This is a genomic window from Luteimonas sp. MC1828 (genome assembly GCF_016461615.1).
Taxonomy (GTDB): Bacteria; Pseudomonadota; Gammaproteobacteria; order Xanthomonadales; family Xanthomonadaceae; genus Luteimonas.
Genome location: NZ_JAEMNY010000002.1, coordinates 529,486 through 546,225, shown reverse-complemented (window position 1 = coordinate 546,225; position 16,740 = coordinate 529,486). Strand labels below are relative to the sequence as shown.

Genomic DNA, 16,740 nt, shown 5'->3' with positions numbered 1-16,740 from the left:
GTAATTTGAACTGATTACAGGCGTAAACAATCGTGCTGTCAAGCGCAGCGTGTCAGGTGGCGCGAACGGGCTCCAGCCCCGGGATGTCGCCGCCGGCGGCGCCCGCCTCAACGGCCGCATCGGCGTACACCGTGTCGATGGCGTTGGTGGCGTACCAGGCAGGTGCGTAATAGCTGTGCGCGTAGCGGTCGCCGCTGTCGCAGAGGATGGTGACGATCGAACCGCTGCGCCCTTCGACCGCCATGCGTTGCGCCGCGTGCAGGACGCCGATGAAATTGGTGCCGGTGGATCCGCCGACGCGGCGACCGAGGCGCGCGCTGACGTGGCGCATCGCCGCCAGCGCCAGGGCGTCGGGCACCTTGACCATGGCGTCGATGCAGCCGGGAATGAAGCTCGCCTCCACGCGTGGGCGGCCGATGCCTTCCACGCGCGAGCCGCAGGGATGGGTGAAGTGGCGCCACGGCTGCCCGGCCACTGCCGCACGGTAAGCCTGATGGAACACCGATTCCTGCGGATCCGCGCACAGCACGCGCGTGGCGTGGCGGCGATAGCGCACGTAGCGCCCCAGCGTGGCGGCGGTGCCGCCGGTGCCCGGGCTGCACACGATCCATTCCGGAACCGGGTGCCGCTCCTCCGCCATCTGCCGGAAGATCGATTCGGCGATGTTGTTGTTGGCGCGCCAGTCGGTGGCGCGCTCGGCGTAGGTGAACTGGTCCATGAAGTGGCCGCCGGTCTCGGCCGCCACGCGCTGCGATTCGGAATCCAGCGCGCAGGCGGTCTGCACCAGGTGGCAGCGGCCGCCATGGAATTCGATCGCGGCGATTTTTTCCGGCGAGGTCGATGCCGGGATCACCGCGATGAACGGCAGGCCCAGCAGCCGCGCGAAATACGCTTCCGACACCGCAGTCGATCCGCTCGACGCCTCCACCACCGGCCGCCCTTCGCGCAGCCAGCCGTTGGCCAGCGCGTACAGGAACAGCGAGCGCGCCAGCCGGTGCTTGAGGCTGCCGGTCGGATGGCTCGACTCGTCCTTCAGGTACACGTCGATGCCCGGATAGCCGGGCACGTCCAGCGGAATCAGGTGGGTGTCGGCCGACCGGTTGAAGTCGGCCTCGATGGTGTGGATGGCACGCGCCACCCAGTCACGCTGCGGCATGGAAACTCCCGGTGCTGGCCGGCGGCGCTACAGCGCGCGCGCCGCCTCGACCACCTTGTCGACGGTGAAGCCGAAATGCGGGAACAGCACCTCGGCCGGTGCGCTGGCGCCGAAGCGGTCGATGCCGACCACCGCGCCGTCCAGGCCCACGTACTTGCGCCAGATGTCGGTGACACCGGCCTCGACCGCGACGCGCTTGCGGCAGGCGCGCGGCAGCACGGCTTCGCGATACGCGGCGTCCTGGCGGTCGAACACGTCGGTCGACGGCATCGACACCACGCGCACGCCGTCGCCGAGGCGCGCGGCGGCATCCATCGCCAGGCCCACTTCGGACCCGGTGGCGATCAGGATCAGTTCCGGCGCGCCGACCGAATCGCGCAGCACGTAGCCGCCGCGCCCGATGGCGGCGACCTGCGCCGCGTCGCGCGCCTGGTGGGCGAGGTTCTGGCGCGAGAACACCAGGCAGCTCGGGCCGTCCTGGCGTTCGATGGCGGCACGCCACGACACGGCCGACTCCACCGCGTCGCACGGACGCCAGACATCGTTGCCGGGGATGAGACGCAGGCTGGCCAGGTGCTCGATCGGCTGGTGCGTCGGGCCGTCCTCGCCGAGCCCGATCGAGTCATGGGTGTAGACGTGGATCGCGTGCGCGCCCATCAGCGCGCTCATGCGCACCGCGTTGCGCGCGTAGTCGCTGAACACCAGGAACGTGGCGTCATACGGAATGAAGCCGCCGTGCACCGCGAGGCCGTTGCTGATCGCGGTCATGGCGAATTCGCGCACGCCGTAATAGACGTAGTTGGCATCGGGGGCGTCGCTGGCCACCGACTTGCTGCCGCTCCACAGGGTCAGGTTGGAACCGGCCAGGTCGGCCGAGCCACCAACCAGCTCGGGCAGCAGCGGCGCGAAGGCTTCGATCGCCATCTGCGAGGCCTTGCGCGAGGCGACCGTGGGGCCGTCGGCCTGCAGCTTGGCGACGTACGCGTCCGCGGCGGCCGCGAAGCCCTCCGGGAGTTCCGCGTGCGAGCGGCGCACGAGCTCCGCGGCAAGCTCGGGATGACGCGCGGCGTAGGCGTCGAACATCTGGTTCCACTGCGCTTCGCGCGCCAGGCCCGCGCCGGTGGCACGCCAGCCGTCCTGGATCGCCTGCGGCAGTTCGAACGGCGCGTGCTCCCAGCCCAGCGCCTTGCGCGTGGCCTCGAGTTCGTCACGCCCCAGCGGCGACCCGTGCGACGACTCCTTGCCGGCCTTGGCGGGCGAGCCGAAGCCGATCGTGGTGCGGCAGCAGACCAGCACCGGGCGGTCGTCGTGGCGCATGGCCAGCTCGATCGCGTCCTTGACGGCCTTGGCGTCATGGCCGTCGACGTCGCGGATCACGCGCCAGCCGTAGGCCTCGAAGCGCGCCGGGGTGTCGTCGGTGAACCAGCCGGCGGTGTCGCCGTCGATCGAGATGTGGTTGTCGTCCCAGAACGCGACCAGCTTGCCCAGGCCCCAGGTGCCGGCCAGCGAGGCGGCCTCGTGCGAGATGCCCTCCATCAGGCAGCCGTCGCCCATGAACACCCAGGTGCGGTGGTCGACCACGGCGTACTCGGGGCGGTTGAAGCGCTGCGCGAGCAGCTTCTCGGCGAGCGCGAAACCGACCGCGTTGGCAAAGCCCTGGCCCAGCGGACCGGTGGTGGTCTCCACCCCGTCGGTGACGAAATTCTCGGGATGGCCCGGCGTGCGGTGGCCCATCTGCCGGAAGTTGCGCAACTCCTCCATCGGCAGGTCGTAGCCCGAGAGGTGCAGCAGCGAATACAGCAGCATCGAGCCGTGGCCGTTGGACAGCACGAAGCGGTCGCGGTTGAACCACTTGGGGTTGCCCGGGTTGTGGCTCAGGTAGTCGTTCCAGAGCACTTCGGCGATGTCGGCCATGCCCATGGGCATGCCGGGATGGCCGGAATTGGCCGCCTGCACGGCGTCGGCGGCGAGGAAGCGGATGGCGTTGGCGAGGTCGCGTCGGCTGGGGCTGGTCATGTCTCGGGGCGGCGGCGGGCGAAGCCGCCATTGTCCCACCCCCGCCCGCCGGTGTCCCGGACGCGCTGCCCGGACTGTGGCGCAGGCCCGCCGTTCAGGCCGCGCTGTCGTCCGGCACGGGCGTGCCGGGCACGTCCTCGATGTCGCGCGCCACCATCGCCGCGATGCCCAGGTCGCCGGTGACGTTCACCGTGGTCCGGCACATGTCGAGGAAATGGTTGACGCCCAGCACCAGGCCGATGCCTTCCGGCGGCACGCCGACCATGGCGCAGATCAGTGCCACCACCGGCAGCGAACCGGACGGCACGCCAGCGGTGCCGATGCCGCCGAGGATGCACACCAGCATCACCACCACCTGCTGGCCGAGGCTGAGCTCGACCCCGAAGAACTGCGCCAGGAAGATCACGGTCACGCCCTCGAACAACGCGGTGCCGTTCTGGTTGGCGGTGGCGCCGATGGTCAGCACGAAGCGCGACACCGCCCTCGGCAGCTTGAGCTCGGTGTCGGCCACGTGCAGCGCGGTCGGCAGCGTGGCATTGCTGGACGCGGTGCTGAAGGCCATCAGCATCGCTTCCTGCACGCCCTTGAAGAAGCGCACGGGCGAATAGCCGCCGACGAACTTCAGCGCCAGCGAGTAGACCACCAGCATGTGGATCGCAAGCGCGCCAACCACCACCAGCACGTATTCGCCGAGGCGCAGCAGCAGGTCCCAGCCGAACAGCGCGGCCAGGTTGAACATGAAGCAGAACACCGCATAGGGCGCGAGCCGGATGACCAGGCCGATCAGGGTCATCGAGACCTCGAAGATGCCCTCGATGCCGCGCCGCAGGGTGCGGATCGCCGCGCTGTCCGGGCTCATCACGATGCCGATGCCGAACATCAGCGCGAAGAACATCAGCGCCAGGATGCTGGCGTTGCTCGACGCCGCGCCGATCACGTTCTGCGGCACGATGTCGAGCAGCATCTGCACGCCCGTGGCCTGCGCACTGCTGTCGCGCACGATCGCCGCGGTGCGCTCGGCGCCTTCGACCAGCAGCTGCCGGGCGAGCTCGGGATCCACGCCGTCGCCGGGGCGGAACACGTTGACCAGCACCAGGCCCAGCGCCACCGCGACCCCCGACAGCAGCACGGTGTAACCGAGCGTGCGCCAGCCGATGCGTCCCAGCGAGCGGATGTCGCCCATCTCCGACACGCCCACCACCAGCGCCGAGAACAGCAGCGGCACGATCATCATGAAGATCAGGCTGAGGAACAGCGTGGAGAAGGGCTGCGTGACGTAGCGCGTGAACGCCTGCACCCAGCCGGCATCGGCGCCGGAGCCGTAGTGGGCGGCCAGGCCGACGGCCAGGCCGGCGACGAAGCCGATGGCGATCTTCCAGTGCAGCGGCATGCGTTGCCTGGCAGGCGCGGTCGACTCGGTCATGCGTTGTTTCCGGAGTGGCTGGACCGCCGGAGCTTAGCAAAGCGCGGCCGGCACGCCGGGATCACTGCGGATACAGCGGCGGCAACGCGTCGTCTTCCGGACTCGCGGGGGCCCGCCAGCGCGGGCCGGCGGCGAACGCGGCGCGCACCGCCGCACGCGCGCCGGCGGCATCGCCACCACCCCATCGCGCCTGCTGCAGCAGCGCGATGGCGGCGCGCTGCGGGCCGGGTTCGATGCGGCGCGCGAGCACGTCGAGATCGGGTGCAGGTGGGGTACCAAGCGCGCACAGGGCGTGTGCCACGTCGCCGAGGTCGCCGGTGTCGAGCGCACGGCGCAGCGTACGCGGCGTGCCCGGGCGCGCGTCGTCGCCATCTGCTCCAGCGGGCGCCGAGGGCGCGGCGGCAGCGCCGGCCGTGGCCCGCTGACGCTGCTGCAGCGCCCAGCCCAGCGTGACCAGCCACAACAGCGCGAACGCCACCGTGGCCAGCGCCCATGAGCGCACTTCGCCCTGCACGCCTGGCACGCGGATCCAGTCGTCGCTGTCGCCAGGTGTCCGGGCAGCGACAGCCGTGCCGGTCGCATCTGCGCGCGCACCGGGCGCGGGCGCGACGTCGAGCGTGAGGTCGGGTACGACGGCTTCGCGCGCCGCGCCGGCGGCAACGTCCCACCACGCGATGGTGGGCGCGACCACGCGCAGGCGGCCGTCGCGCGCGGGAAGCACCGAGAAGCGTCGCAGCAGGCGCAGCTGCGGGCGCCCGTCGCGCACGGTTTCATCCACCTGCACTGGCTCGGCGAACACCTGCCCGCCCTGGTCGACGTCGACGGTCGGTGCGGCCAGCTGTGCGGCCATCGCTCCGTCGGCGACGATCTCTAGCTCGACCGTGGTGGCGTCGCCCACGCGTGCGGCGCGTGGCGGGTCCACCCAGCGCATCGACAGCCCGCGCAGCGGTAGCCACGGCTGCGGCGCGGCCGCCGGCATCGGCCGCACGTCGAGCGTGATCGCCGGGCCGCTCGCCGACAGCGCGCGCTGGCCATCGTTGAAGATGTCGTCGAACAGGTTGCCGACACCGCGCCCTTCGAAGCGCGCGCCCGGCAGCAGCAACGCGCCGCTGCGCTCGGGCAGCAGCAGGTAACGGCGTTCGACGACGGTGTAGCGGCGGCCGCCGATGTCGCGGTTGTACTGCACGTCGCTGCCCACGCGCTGCAGCGACGCCCCCTGTGGAGGCGGAAGATCGAGCTGGCCGGAAATCAGCTGCGAGGCGTAGTACAGGCGCAGCGTGTAGCCGACCGCCTGCTGCACGTAGGGCGCGGGCGCGTCGACCTCGGCTTCGATGAACACGTTGCCGCGTGCGCGCGCGGGGGCTGCTGCCGCCACCACCGACAACGCCAGTGGCACGGTGCGTTCGCCGCCGACGCGCAGTGCCGGCACGGTAAGGCTGCCAGCGCGCTGCGGTTCCAACGCCACCGCGAACAGCATGCGCGACACCTGTCGGCCGCCGCGGCGCTCGAAAAGCTGCCGGCTCGCGTGCTGGCTCAGCGCGAAATCGGCCGCGAGCGGTGCGTAGTCCGGCTGACCACCGCCGTCGGTCTCGATGTTGAGCGTCACGGTTTCGCCGAGCCCGACGCGGTCGCGGTCGAGCCAGGCACGCAGTTCGGCATGGGCCAGCACCGGCAGCAGGCCGAGCAGCAGGCCGAGCAGCAGCGCCAGCATCCAGCGCGCGCGGATCATCATGTGCATGCCGTCATTTTCCTTCCGCCCGGCGGCGTTCGTGTTCGATGCGCAGGCGCGCACGCAGCAGCCCGCCGGGATCGTCGGGGACGCGCTGCAGCCACGCGGCGTTGGCCTGCGCCTGCTCACTGTCGCCGGCATCGCGCGCCTGCTCTGGTTCGCCGCGGGCGTCGGCGCCCGAAGTCGCGGAGCGGTCGTCCTCGAGCGCGCGCTGCATGGCCTCGCGCTGCGCGGCATCCGCTTCGCGCTGGGCAGCCTCGGCCTTGCGCTGCTGCTCGCCGGTGCCGGTCGACGACGGTGGCGGTGCCTCGCCGTCGCGACGCGCCGGATCGTTGTCGGCTGGCTGTTGCGACGGTGCACCCTGGCCCGATGGGTCGTCGGCATCGCCTTGGCCGGCGCCCTCCTGCCCTGGCTGCGGCTTGCCGCGCTCGGGCGTGTCCTTGCCATCGCCGCGACTGTCGCCCTTGGCGCCGGGTGGCGGCTTGCGGCGCATGGCGGCGTCCACCGCGGCCCGGTTCGCGGCCGCATCCGCCATCCCCGGCGCCGCCTTGAGCGCCGCATCGTAGGCGGCGAGCGCGTCTTCGTAGCGGCCCATGCGCGCCAGCGCGTTGCCACGGTTGTAGGCGGCGTCCGCACCCGGCACGCGCTCGAATCCGCGCGCGGCGGCCTCGTAGTCGCCACGGCGGTATGCCGCCTCGGCTTCCGCGCTGCGCGCGTGCGCGACCTGGTCGGCGCGCCGCCAGGCAGTCCCTTCGACGCCGGCGCTGTCGTCGGCCGCGAGCAGCGGAGGCGGCGGCAGCGCCAGGCACAACAGCAGGCCGATGAACACGCCGCCGCGCCGGAACGCGAGCAGCAACAGCAGCATGGCCGGCGGCAGCAGCCAGAAGCCGCCGTCCTCGCGCACGAAGGCACGTGCGGCTTCGCGCGGCCCCTTGGCCATGCCCTCGCCGGTATCGCCAGCCGCCCGCGCGGCAGCCCCATCGGCATCACCACTGCGTTCACCCCCGCCGATCGGGGCCAGCACGCCGGGCACGCTCTCGGACCAGGCGTGGTAGCGGCCACCGCCTGCATCGGCGATCGCGCGCAGTGACGCCACGTCCAGCCGCGCTGAGTGGATGCCGCCGTCGCGCCGCCGGTAAGCCGCGCCGTCCTCGGTGCCCATGCCGAGCACGGACACGCGGTAGCCGGCTGCGTGCGCGGCCGCCGCGGCGGATGTCGCCGAGCGGCTGCCGCTGCCGGCCAGCAGCAGGATGTCGCCGCGCGCGTGGCCGGACTGCGCCAGCAGGCGCTGCGCCAGCGCGATGGCGCGCGCCGGCTTGCTGCCGTCGACCGGCATGACGTCCGGCGCCAGTGCGTCGAGGAACACCGCGACGTTGCCGGCATCGCGGGTCATCGGCGCAATCGTGTAGGCGTCGTCGGCATAGGCCACCAGCGCGACCTCGCCGGCGTGCGCGCGCAGCAGTGCGTCGAGGCGCGCACGCGCCTGCAGCAGGCGCGACGGCGGCAGGTCGTTGGCCAGCGTGGCGCTGGACAGGTCCAGCGCGAGCACCAGCGGCGCGCCGCCGGCCTGCAGCGGCTGCGCGGTGCTGCGCCAGCTCGGGCCGGCCAGCGCCAGCACCAGCAGCGCGCAGCCGGCGAGCACCAGCCAGCCATCGATCCACCCGCCGCGACCGCGCGCACCGCCATCAAGCAGGTGCGGCAGCAGGTGGGGATCGACGGCCGTGCGCCAGGCGCTGCGCCTGCGCTGGCGCGCACGCCACGCCCACGCCAGCACGGGCAGGAGCAGCAGCGCCAACAGCCAGGCCGGACGCAGGAATTGCATGGCCTGCAGCGATTGCAGCAGCGGGTTCATGCCAGCCGCCTCCGCCGCCACGCCAGCGGCACGGCGAGCAGGCCGCAGCACAAGGCCGCCGCCAGCGGCCAGGGGTAGCGCTCCAGTCGCGGGCGCAGCGCCTCGCCCGGGTGTTCGATGGGTTCCAGCTGGTCGATCTCGGCATAGATCTGCGCCAGCGACTCGGTATCCGCGGCGCGGAAGCTGCGGCCGCCGGTCATGTCGGCGATCCGCGCCAGCGTGGCCTCGTCGATCTCGCTGCCACCCGACGGCAGTCGGAAGCCGAACACCGACAGCGCCTCGCCTTCACCGCCAAAGGCGATGGTGTGGATGCGCACATCCTCGTCGGCGGCGATGCCGGCGGCCTTGAGCGGATCGAGCATGCCGGCGGTGTTGACGCCGTCGGTCAGCAGCACCAGCACGCGCTGCCCTTCGCGCTGTGACTGCAGCCGCTTCACGCCCAGGCCGATGGCGTCGCCGATGGCGGTCTCGCGCCCGGCCAGCGCGACCACGGTATCGGCCAGTTGCTCGCGGACGCTGGCCAGGTCGGTGGTCGGCGGCGCCAGCGCATAGGCACTGCGCCCGAACACCAGCAGGCCGACGCGGTCGCCCTGACGCCGCTCAAGGAAGTCGGCGATCACCGCCTTGGCGGCGGTGAGCCGATCGACGACCTCGCCGCCCAGCACCATGTCGCGTTCGCCCATGCTGGCCGACAGGTCGACCGCCAGCATCAGCTCGCGGCCCACGTCCGGCGGCTGCACCGCTTCGCCCCAAGCCATTGGACGCGCGGCCGCGACGCACAGCAGCGCCCAGCCAATCCACGCCAGTGCGGGCACGCGCGCTCCCCTTCCACCGCCGTGCGTCACACCGCCCGCCAGTTCGCGCACGCGCGCGGACCACGGCACGCGCAGTGCCGGGCCGTCGTCGCGCAGCGGTGGCAGCAGGCGACGGACCAGCCACGGCAGCGGCAGCGCGACCAGAAGCCATGGCCAGTCGAAGCCGGCGAACGCGGGCCAGACGCTTGCCAGCGCGTTCACTTGCGCCCCTCCATCCATACGAGAAAGCGCGCGCGTGCGGTGCGTCGCAGTGCGTCCACGGCATCGGGATCCGCGTCGCGTCGGAACGGACCGTCGGTCAGCAGCGCGGCCGCGTCGCCGGAGAAGCGCGGCGCGGCATCATCGGCATCGAGGAACGCGAGCCAGGCCTCGCCCTGCAGGCGATCGGCCGAAGGATCACGGAGGCGTCCGGCGCGACGCAACAGCTCGGAGATCGCCGCGATCTGTTGGGCCGGGCTGGCGGCGGCGGCCACGGCCGCGTCGAACGCATGTTCGTGACGCCGGCGCCGGCGGACTCGCCGCCACCGCCACGCAAACAGCGCGGCCAGTGCAAGCACGACAACCGCCATGACCATCCACCAACCCGGTGCAGGCGGCCACCAGGCCGGTGCAACCGAGGCGTGGATATCGCGCAGCGGCAGCGCGTCCTGCATCAAGCGCTCCTTGCCGTCGTGGCGGGTAACGCCAGCCACGCGTCGCTGGCGTCGGCGGTGGACAGGCGCAAGGCGCGTACGCCGCGCGCGGCCAGGGTGGCGATGGTGTCTTCCACTTCGACGTCGAAGGCCCGGCGCCAGCGTTCGCGCTCACTCGTGCTGGCGAGGTCGAGTTCGATGCGGGTGCGGGACGCGCCGCCAGATGCCGCTGCCGCCGCCGAAGGTGCGCCTGACGACGCGACCGAGAACGCCAGCATGCCGCGCGGCGGCTCCACCTCGAGGGGATCGGTCAGCAGGAGTACCAGCACCTCGTGGTGCGCCGCGAGCGCGGGCCAGCGCTGTTGCGGGATGGCAGCCACGCTGGCGGGATCGGCCAGCACCAGCAGGCGCGAGCCCGGGCGCAGCAGGCGCCGCGCATGGTCCAGCGCGACCTCGAGCCCGGCATCATCGGCCGGTGGCGTCGCGTACCAGCGCACCAGCGCGTCGAGCACGCGCAGCGCGCCGCGCGGCCCCGACGCCGGCGGCACCGGCGGTTCGGAAACGCTGCCACGCAGCGCGGCGACGCGATCGCCGTCGCGCACCGCACGCCAGGCCGCCAGTGCGCCGGCGCGTGCGGCCTGCACCGACTTGAAGCGCACGCGCGTGCCGAAGTACAGCGCCGGCGAGGTGTCGGCCACCAGCAGCGTCAGTCGCTCGCGCTCGGCCTGGAACAGCTTGGTATGCGGCTTGCCGCTGCGCGCGGTCAGGCGCCAGTCGATGTGGCGCGCGTCGTCGCCTGCCGCGTAGGCGCGCGACTCGGCGTACTCCATGCCGCGCCCGCGCAGCGTCGATGGCGCGGGTCCGGCCACGCCGGCCGCGCCGCGCCGCGCGCTGACGCTCGCCTGCGCGATGCCGCGCAAGGCGATCAGTTCGGCCAGCGATGGCGTAACACCGTCGCCGCCCGTGGCGGTGCCGACCGCGACGACCGCGGCAGCGCCCATGCCGTTCATGGCAGCGGCACGTGCTGCAGCAGCTCCTGCACGAGGCGCTCGCCGTCCCAGCCCTCGGCCGTGGCCTCGTAGCTCGGCAACACGCGGTGGCGCAGGACGTCCGGGGCGACGGCGCGCACGTCGTCTGGCGTGACGAAGTCGCGGCCGGCCAGCCAGGCATGCGCGCGGGCGCAGCGCTCGAGCGCGATCGACCCGCGCGGGCTCGCGCCCCAGGCGATGCGGCGCGCCAGTGCTGCGTCGTAGCGTTGCGCGCTGCGCGATGCCAGCACCAGTTCGATCAGGTAACGCTCCAGCGCCGGCGCCATGTGCAGGTCGAGCACCGCATTGCGGGCGGCGAAGATGTCGCTGGCGGGTATGCGGGCGGTTGCCGGCGCGGCGTGCTGCAGCGTGGCCCGGGCGCGCTCACGCGCCAGCAGCAGGATGCCCGCCTCCGCCTCGACCTCTGGATAGCCCACGCGTACGTGCATCAGGAAGCGGTCGAGCTGCGCCTCCGGCAACGGGAAGGTCCCTTCCTGCTCGATCGGATTCTGCGTGGCCATCACCAGGAACAGCTGCGGCAGCGCGTACGTCTGCCGGCCCACGGTCACCTGGCGCTCACCCATCGCCTCGAGCAGCGCCGACTGCACCTTGGCCGGCGCGCGGTTGACCTCGTCGGCAAGCAGCAGCGAATGGAAGATCGGCCCCGGCTGGAACTCGAAGCGGCCGTCCTGCGGCCGCCACACCTCGGTCCCGGTGAGATCCGCCGGCAGCAGGTCGGGCGTGAACTGCACGCGCGCGAAGTCGGCCTCGATGCGCGCAGCCAGCGCACGGATGGCGCTGGTCTTGGCCAACCCGGGCGCGCCTTCGACCAGCAGGTGGCCGTCCGCGAGGAGTGCGATCAGCAGGCGTTCGACCAGCGCCGCCTGGCCGATGATCTCGTGCGTCAGCGCATCGCGCAGGCCGGTGAAAACGCCATGCAGGCGTGAGATGTCGTCGTGGGGCGTGTCCATGGGCGACCGGGGGACGGCGCGGGCTGCGCCAGGGTGCAGTTTGACCCCTCCGGCCCGACTTGGTTCAAGCGCCGTCGGTCATGTCATGCCCGGAAACGCCGACGGGGCCCGAAGGCCCCGTCGTTGACGCGTCTGGAATCGCCGCTCAGTACGGGCGCGGCGCCACGCGCAGGACGCGCGGGGTGACGAAGATCAGCAGCTCGGCCTTGGACTTGCTGCGGCTCTTGGTCTTGAACAGGTTGCCGAGGATCGGCAGGTCGCCCAGGAACGGCACCTTCGAGATCGAGTTGCGGTCGCTGAATTCGTACACGCCGCCAATCACGACTGTCTGGCCGTCTTCGATCAACACCGCGGTGGTGACTTCGCGCTTGGCGAGGTTCGGAATCAGGCCGATGCCGATGATCTCGGTGAAATCCTCGATCTCGTCCTTCTTGACTGCGAGATTCAGGAATACGCGCCCGTCCGCGGTAATGGTCGGAGTGACCTTCAGCTCCAGCAATGCTTCCTTGAACTGCACCGTCGGCACGCTGTTGCTCTGGCCGCCGGTGACGGTCAGGTAACCGACCTCGCGACCCTGGCGGATCACAGCCTCGCGCTGGTTGCTGGTGACCACGCGTGGGTTCGACACCACCTCACCGCGCTGGTCCTGTTGCAGGGCCTGCAATTCGAGATCCCAGTCGATGGTATTGCCGAGGATGGTGAAGGCGATCGAGCCCGGGTTGAGGTTGCGGATGCTGAAATCGTTGTTGAGCACATTTTCGCCCCACTCGACCAGATCGCCCGGCTGCGCTTCGGCGGCCGATTTGATCAACCCCTGGTTGGCTTCGAGTGAGCCGGATCCGATCAAACGATCCTTCACGCCGCGGACGCCGAAGCGCGCTCCCAGGTCCCGTGCAAACGACTCGTTCGCGATCACGATGCGCGACTCGATCACCACCTGGTCCACCGGCTTGTCCAACGTCTGGACCAGGCGCTTGATCTCTGCGACCCGCTGCGGAATATCAATCACAAGCAATGTGTTGGTGCGGCGGTCGTAGCTCAGGCTGCCGCGCGACGACAGGAACCCGCGGCTCTGGTCGTTCTGGCCACTCTGGCCACCGCCACCGCTGCCGCCTTGACTGCTGTTCTTGCTTTCTTCGGTGAGCAGTTTGGCGATGTCCTCGGCGCTGCCGTAGGAGATCGGGATGTACTCGGTGTTCATCTCCGCGCGCTCTTCAAGCGCGAGGCGGGCGTTGGCGATGTCCTGCTCGAACTTGGCGATCTCGGACTGCGGCGCGACCCACACCACGTTGCCGCTGCGGCGCTTGTCGAGCGACTTGGCCTGCAGGACGATGTCCAGCGCCTGGTCCCACGGCACGTTGATCAGGCGCAGGGTCACGTTGCCCGTGACGCTGTCGCTGGCGACGATGTTGAGGTCCGACAGCTCGGCGATCAGCTGCAGCACCGTGCGCACCGGAACGTCCTGGAAGTTGAACGTGACCGGGCGGCCGCCGTAGCTGCGGGTCTCGCCCTGTGCCTGGGCCGAGGCCTGCGCGGTGGTGGCGACCGCCGCGGCGGTGCTGGCCCCGACGGCGCGGTTGGCGGCTGCCGCACGCGGCACGATTTCAACGATGTAGTCGCGCCCGGTCTGGTAGGCCAGCGGCTCGAACGCGCCTTCCGTGCTCAGCACGACCTGCGTGCCCTTGGGGCCCTGGTTGGCGTTGATGCGCTGGACCGGTGTGGCGAAGTCGGCCACGTTGAGCGGCCGCTGCAGTTCGGCCGGCAGGTCGGCGTTGCCGACGTCGAGGATCACCGTGCCGCCCTGGGTCCGCAGGTCGGGCGCCGCGCCGTCTCCGCTGAACTTGAGGATCAGCTTGCCGGAGCCGCCGTCGCCGCGCTTGAAGTCGATGCCGGTGATCGCCACCGCCGCCGGGACCTGCTTGGCGGGATCGATCGCGATCGCAGGGGTCACCTGCGCGAAGCTGGCAACCGGAACTCCGGGCGCCGGAGCGGCATGGACGGCACTGAACGCCGCGACCAGGCCAGCAAGGAGACCGCAGGCGCCTGCCTTGAAGGGCGTGGCACGCGTGATCGGCGAACGGCGTTGCGCGTTGCTGAAGGTCATCTGGCTTCCCCTAATCAATTGTCTTCGAGCGCGATCGATGCCGGCCGTTCAAGCCAGCCACCCGCGCCGTCAGGCACGAGTTCGACGAGTTCGATGCGATCTTCATGGACGCTGGTCACGCGACCATCGTTCTGGCCCAGGTACACGCCAGGACCCACCCGGTAGGTGACCTTGTCCGGTGCCATCACCAGTGCGGTCAGGCTGCTGCCTGCGCCCAGTGATCCCACCATGTCGAGGCTGTCGAGCGGAAACTGTTCGAGCGTCTGCTTGCGACGGTTGGAGTCCGGCCGCGGGCCACTGCCATTGCCCTCGTTCGCGAACGCGTCGCTGAACGGATCGCGCAGACCCTGCGCCGCGTACTCGAAGCTCTCGAACTGCTGCATCACCGGCAGTGGATCGAGCGGCGGCGCTGGGCGGGCACGGACGTTGGCCACCCATTCCTCCAGGTTCGGCGCCGTGCCCGGCTCGCTGGTGACGCCGCGGCTGCAACCGGCCAGCGCGGCGAGGACGGCCAGGCACGCGAAGCCGCGGCAGGCATTCGAAATCGTGCCCATGTCAGCGCGCCCCCTTTGCAGCGTCGACGGCGGCCTTTTCCTGCTCGGCCGCCTCCTCGTCATCGAGATAGCGGTAGGTCTTCACCGTGCCGGCTAGCTCCAGCGCAGAGTTCGGGCGAATGCCGACGACCTTGCCGTCGCCGCCGCCCTTGGGACGCAGCTGGATATCGTGCATCGTCATGATGACCACGCGCGGCAGCGAGGCCACGCCGCTGACGAAGGCGCCGAACTGGTGGTAGCTGCCGAGCATGCGCAGCGCGATCGGCTTCTCCGCGTAGAACTCCTTCGGCGACTCAGGACCCGGCTGGAACAGCTCGCTGGTGATGCCGGTGGCCAGTGCCGTCTGCGAAATGTCGACGATCAGGTCGGGCATCTCGGTGCGGCTGGGCAGCTGGCGCAGCATCTGCTGCAGCTGCTGCTCCATCTCCTCCAGCTGCAGCTTCAGCGGCCCGAGGTTGGCGGCGCGGCCCTGCTTGGTCTCGAAGTCCGCGCGCAGGCCTGACTCGGTGGTTTCAAGCGACTTCAGCTGATTACCCTTGTCGCGGGTCAGCACCCACCACAGCAGGCCGAAGATCAGCAGACCGAGGAGCACACAGAAACCGATCTTGTACTCACGCGGCCAGGAGCCGGTGTTGTTGAAGTCGAGCTCCTTGAGCGACATCTTGCGCTTGCTCACGACGCGGCTCCTTGTTCAGCGGCCGGGGCGGCGGCGGGCGCCGGATCGGCGGCCTCGGCCGGCGGCGGCGTGGCGGTGGCGGCAGGCGCGGCTTCAGCAGGCGTCGCACCGGCAGCCGGCGCGGCGTCCACCGGCGGCACGGCGTCGGGTATGCCGTCGCCGTCCTCGTCCTTCGGCGCGTTGGGATTCGCCAGCTGCACCGCGAGGGTGAAGGCATACGGCAGGCCGGCCACGCCATCGCGCGCCTCGATGATCGACAGGTCCGGCTTGGTCATCCAGCCGGAGCCTTCGAGGTTGCGCATGTAGGTGCTGACCCGCGCGTTGGACTGCGAGCGACCCTCAAGCGTCAGCTTCTCGCCTTCCTGCTTGATGCCGGTGAGTACAACACCATCGGGGATGGTGCGGACCAGCGAGTCGAACAGATGCACCATCTGCGAACGGTTGGCCTGAAGCTGCTCGATGACATCCTTGCGCGCCAACAGGCGCGCCTTCTGACGATCAAGCTCGTCGATCTCGGTGATGCTGGCCTCGACCTGCTTGATCTGCTCCTGCAGGAACGCGTTGCGCGCGTTCTGGCCGTCGATCTGCGCGTTGTAGTAGCTGTTGACCATGAACCACAGCACCACGCCGGCCAGCGCTGCGAAGGCCAGCATCACGCCGAATTCCTTCTGGCGCTGCTTGCGGCGCTCGGCGCGCCACGGGAGGAGGTTGATGCGCGCCATCAGTCGAAGCTCCTCATGGCCAGGCCGCAGGCGATCATCAGCGCCGGGGCATCCTGCGCGAGCGCATGGGCCTGCACGCGGGAACCCAGGGTCATCTGGGCCAGCGGGTTGGCGACCACGGTCTGCACGCCGAGCTGCTCCTCGACCATCTCGGCGACGCCGCCGATCGACGCGCAGCCACCGGCCAGCACCACCTGGTCGACGCGGTTGAACTCGCTGCCGGCGTAGAAGAACTGCAGCAGGCGGCTGATCTGCTGGACCAGCGCCTCCTTGAACGGCTCCAGCACTTCGATCTCGTAGCTTTCCGGCAGCCCGCCCTGGCGCTTGGCCAGGCCGGCTTCTTCGTAGGACAGGCCGTAACGGCGCATGACCTCGTCGGTCAGCTGCTTGCCACCGAACACCTGCTCGCGGGTGTAGAGGCTGCGGCCGTTGCGCAGGATGTTGAGCGTGGTCATGGTGGCGCCGATGTCGACCAGCGCCACGATGCCGTCACGCGGCACGTTGAGCGTATTGGCGAGCAGCGCGAAGGCGTTCTCGATAGCGAACGCCTCGACGTCCATGACCCGGGCCGTCAGCCCGCCGAGTTCCAGCGCGGACGCCCGCATCTCGACGTTCTCCGAGCGCGACGCCGCCAGCAGCACCTGCACCATCTCGGCGTTGCCCGGCATGGCACCCAGCACCTCGAAGTCGAGGTTCACTTCCTCGATCGGGTACGGAATGTAGTTGACCGCCTCGAGCTCGACCTGCGACTCGAGGTCGTCCTCGTCGAGATCGGCGGGCATCGGGATCACCTTGGTGATCACCGCCGAACCGGCGACTGCGGCCGCGGCGTGCTTGGCCTTGCTGCCGGATCGCGTCATGGCGCGGCGGATGGCCTCGCCGACCGCCTCGACCTCGACGATGTTCTTCTCGACGACGGCATTGGGCGGCAGCGGCTCAACCGCGTAATGCTCGACCCGGTACCGGTCGCCCGAACGCGACAGCTGCAACAGCTTGACCGCAGTCGAACTGATGTCGACCCCGACGAGCGGTGCCTGGCTTTTTGTGATCAGCCCCACGCTT

The 16,740-nt window shown here is 70.7% G+C and carries 14 protein-coding genes; all 14 read right to left on the bottom strand.

What is annotated here, in order from left to right:
• Positions 1 to 52: 52 nt before the first annotated feature.
• The 14 genes from JHB91_RS12395 to JHB91_RS12330 all read right to left on the bottom strand — a co-directional run bounded on the left by JHB91_RS12395 (position 53) and on the right by JHB91_RS12330 (position 16,736).
• Positions 53 to 1,156, bottom strand: coding sequence for a PLP-dependent cysteine synthase family protein (locus JHB91_RS12395; RefSeq protein WP_199473073.1), 1,104 nt, complete (start codon positions 1,154 to 1,156; stop codon positions 53 to 55).
• Between the two features lie 27 nt (positions 1,157 to 1,183).
• Positions 1,184 to 3,172 carry a transketolase gene (tkt, locus tag JHB91_RS12390; RefSeq protein ID WP_199473072.1) on the bottom strand — a complete coding sequence of 663 codons (1,989 nt, stop codon included), beginning with the start codon at positions 3,170 to 3,172 and terminating at the stop codon, positions 1,184 to 1,186.
• Positions 3,173 to 3,266: 94 nt separating this feature from the next.
• Positions 3,267 to 4,595, bottom strand: coding sequence for a dicarboxylate/amino acid:cation symporter (locus tag JHB91_RS12385; protein ID WP_199473071.1), 1,329 nt, complete (start codon positions 4,593 to 4,595; stop codon positions 3,267 to 3,269).
• A gap of 61 nt (positions 4,596 to 4,656) precedes the next feature.
• Entirely contained in the window at positions 4,657 to 6,333 is a 1,677-nt protein-coding gene (locus JHB91_RS12380; protein ID WP_233398696.1) for a BatD family protein, read from the bottom strand.
• A gap of 4 nt (positions 6,334 to 6,337) precedes the next feature.
• Positions 6,338 to 8,176: a VWA domain-containing protein gene (locus JHB91_RS12375; protein WP_199473070.1), complete on the bottom strand. Its 1,839-nt coding sequence runs from the start codon at positions 8,174 to 8,176 to the stop codon at positions 6,338 to 6,340.
• Entirely contained in the window at positions 8,173 to 9,192 is a 1,020-nt protein-coding gene (locus JHB91_RS12370) for a VWA domain-containing protein (RefSeq protein ID WP_343225099.1), read from the bottom strand. Before JHB91_RS12370 ends, JHB91_RS12375 begins: the two co-directional genes overlap by 4 nt.
• Positions 9,189 to 9,647 (bottom strand): DUF4381 domain-containing protein, encoded by a 459-nt coding sequence (locus JHB91_RS12365; RefSeq protein ID WP_199473068.1) that lies wholly within the window; start codon positions 9,645 to 9,647, stop codon positions 9,189 to 9,191. Before JHB91_RS12365 ends, JHB91_RS12370 begins: the two co-directional genes overlap by 4 nt.
• Complete coding sequence (locus tag JHB91_RS12360; RefSeq protein ID WP_199473250.1) at positions 9,644 to 10,624, bottom strand: DUF58 domain-containing protein; 981 nt, start codon at positions 10,622 to 10,624, stop codon at positions 9,644 to 9,646. Before JHB91_RS12360 ends, JHB91_RS12365 begins: the two co-directional genes overlap by 4 nt.
• A gap of 5 nt (positions 10,625 to 10,629) precedes the next feature.
• Positions 10,630 to 11,622: a MoxR family ATPase gene (locus JHB91_RS12355; RefSeq protein WP_199473067.1), complete on the bottom strand. Its 993-nt coding sequence runs from the start codon at positions 11,620 to 11,622 to the stop codon at positions 10,630 to 10,632.
• A gap of 145 nt (positions 11,623 to 11,767) precedes the next feature.
• Positions 11,768 to 13,726, bottom strand: a complete 1,959-nt coding sequence (gene pilQ / locus JHB91_RS12350) for a type IV pilus secretin PilQ (protein ID WP_199473066.1) — start codon at positions 13,724 to 13,726, stop codon at positions 11,768 to 11,770.
• Positions 13,727 to 13,740: 14 nt separating this feature from the next.
• The gene (locus JHB91_RS12345) at positions 13,741 to 14,280 is read right to left on the bottom strand and encodes a pilus assembly protein PilP (RefSeq protein WP_199373490.1); all 540 of its coding nucleotides are present in this window, start codon (positions 14,278 to 14,280) and stop codon (positions 13,741 to 13,743) included.
• A gap of 1 nt (position 14,281) precedes the next feature.
• Positions 14,282 to 14,956 (bottom strand): type 4a pilus biogenesis protein PilO, encoded by a 675-nt coding sequence (gene pilO / locus JHB91_RS12340; protein WP_199473065.1) that lies wholly within the window; start codon positions 14,954 to 14,956, stop codon positions 14,282 to 14,284.
• Entirely contained in the window at positions 14,953 to 15,678 is a 726-nt protein-coding gene (locus tag JHB91_RS12335) for a PilN domain-containing protein (RefSeq protein WP_199473064.1), read from the bottom strand. Before JHB91_RS12335 ends, pilO begins: the two co-directional genes overlap by 4 nt.
• Positions 15,678 to 16,736 carry a pilus assembly protein PilM gene (locus JHB91_RS12330; RefSeq protein ID WP_199373493.1) on the bottom strand — a complete coding sequence of 353 codons (1,059 nt, stop codon included), beginning with the start codon at positions 16,734 to 16,736 and terminating at the stop codon, positions 15,678 to 15,680. Before JHB91_RS12330 ends, JHB91_RS12335 begins: the two co-directional genes overlap by 1 nt.
• Between the last annotated feature and the right edge of the window lie 4 nt (positions 16,737 to 16,740).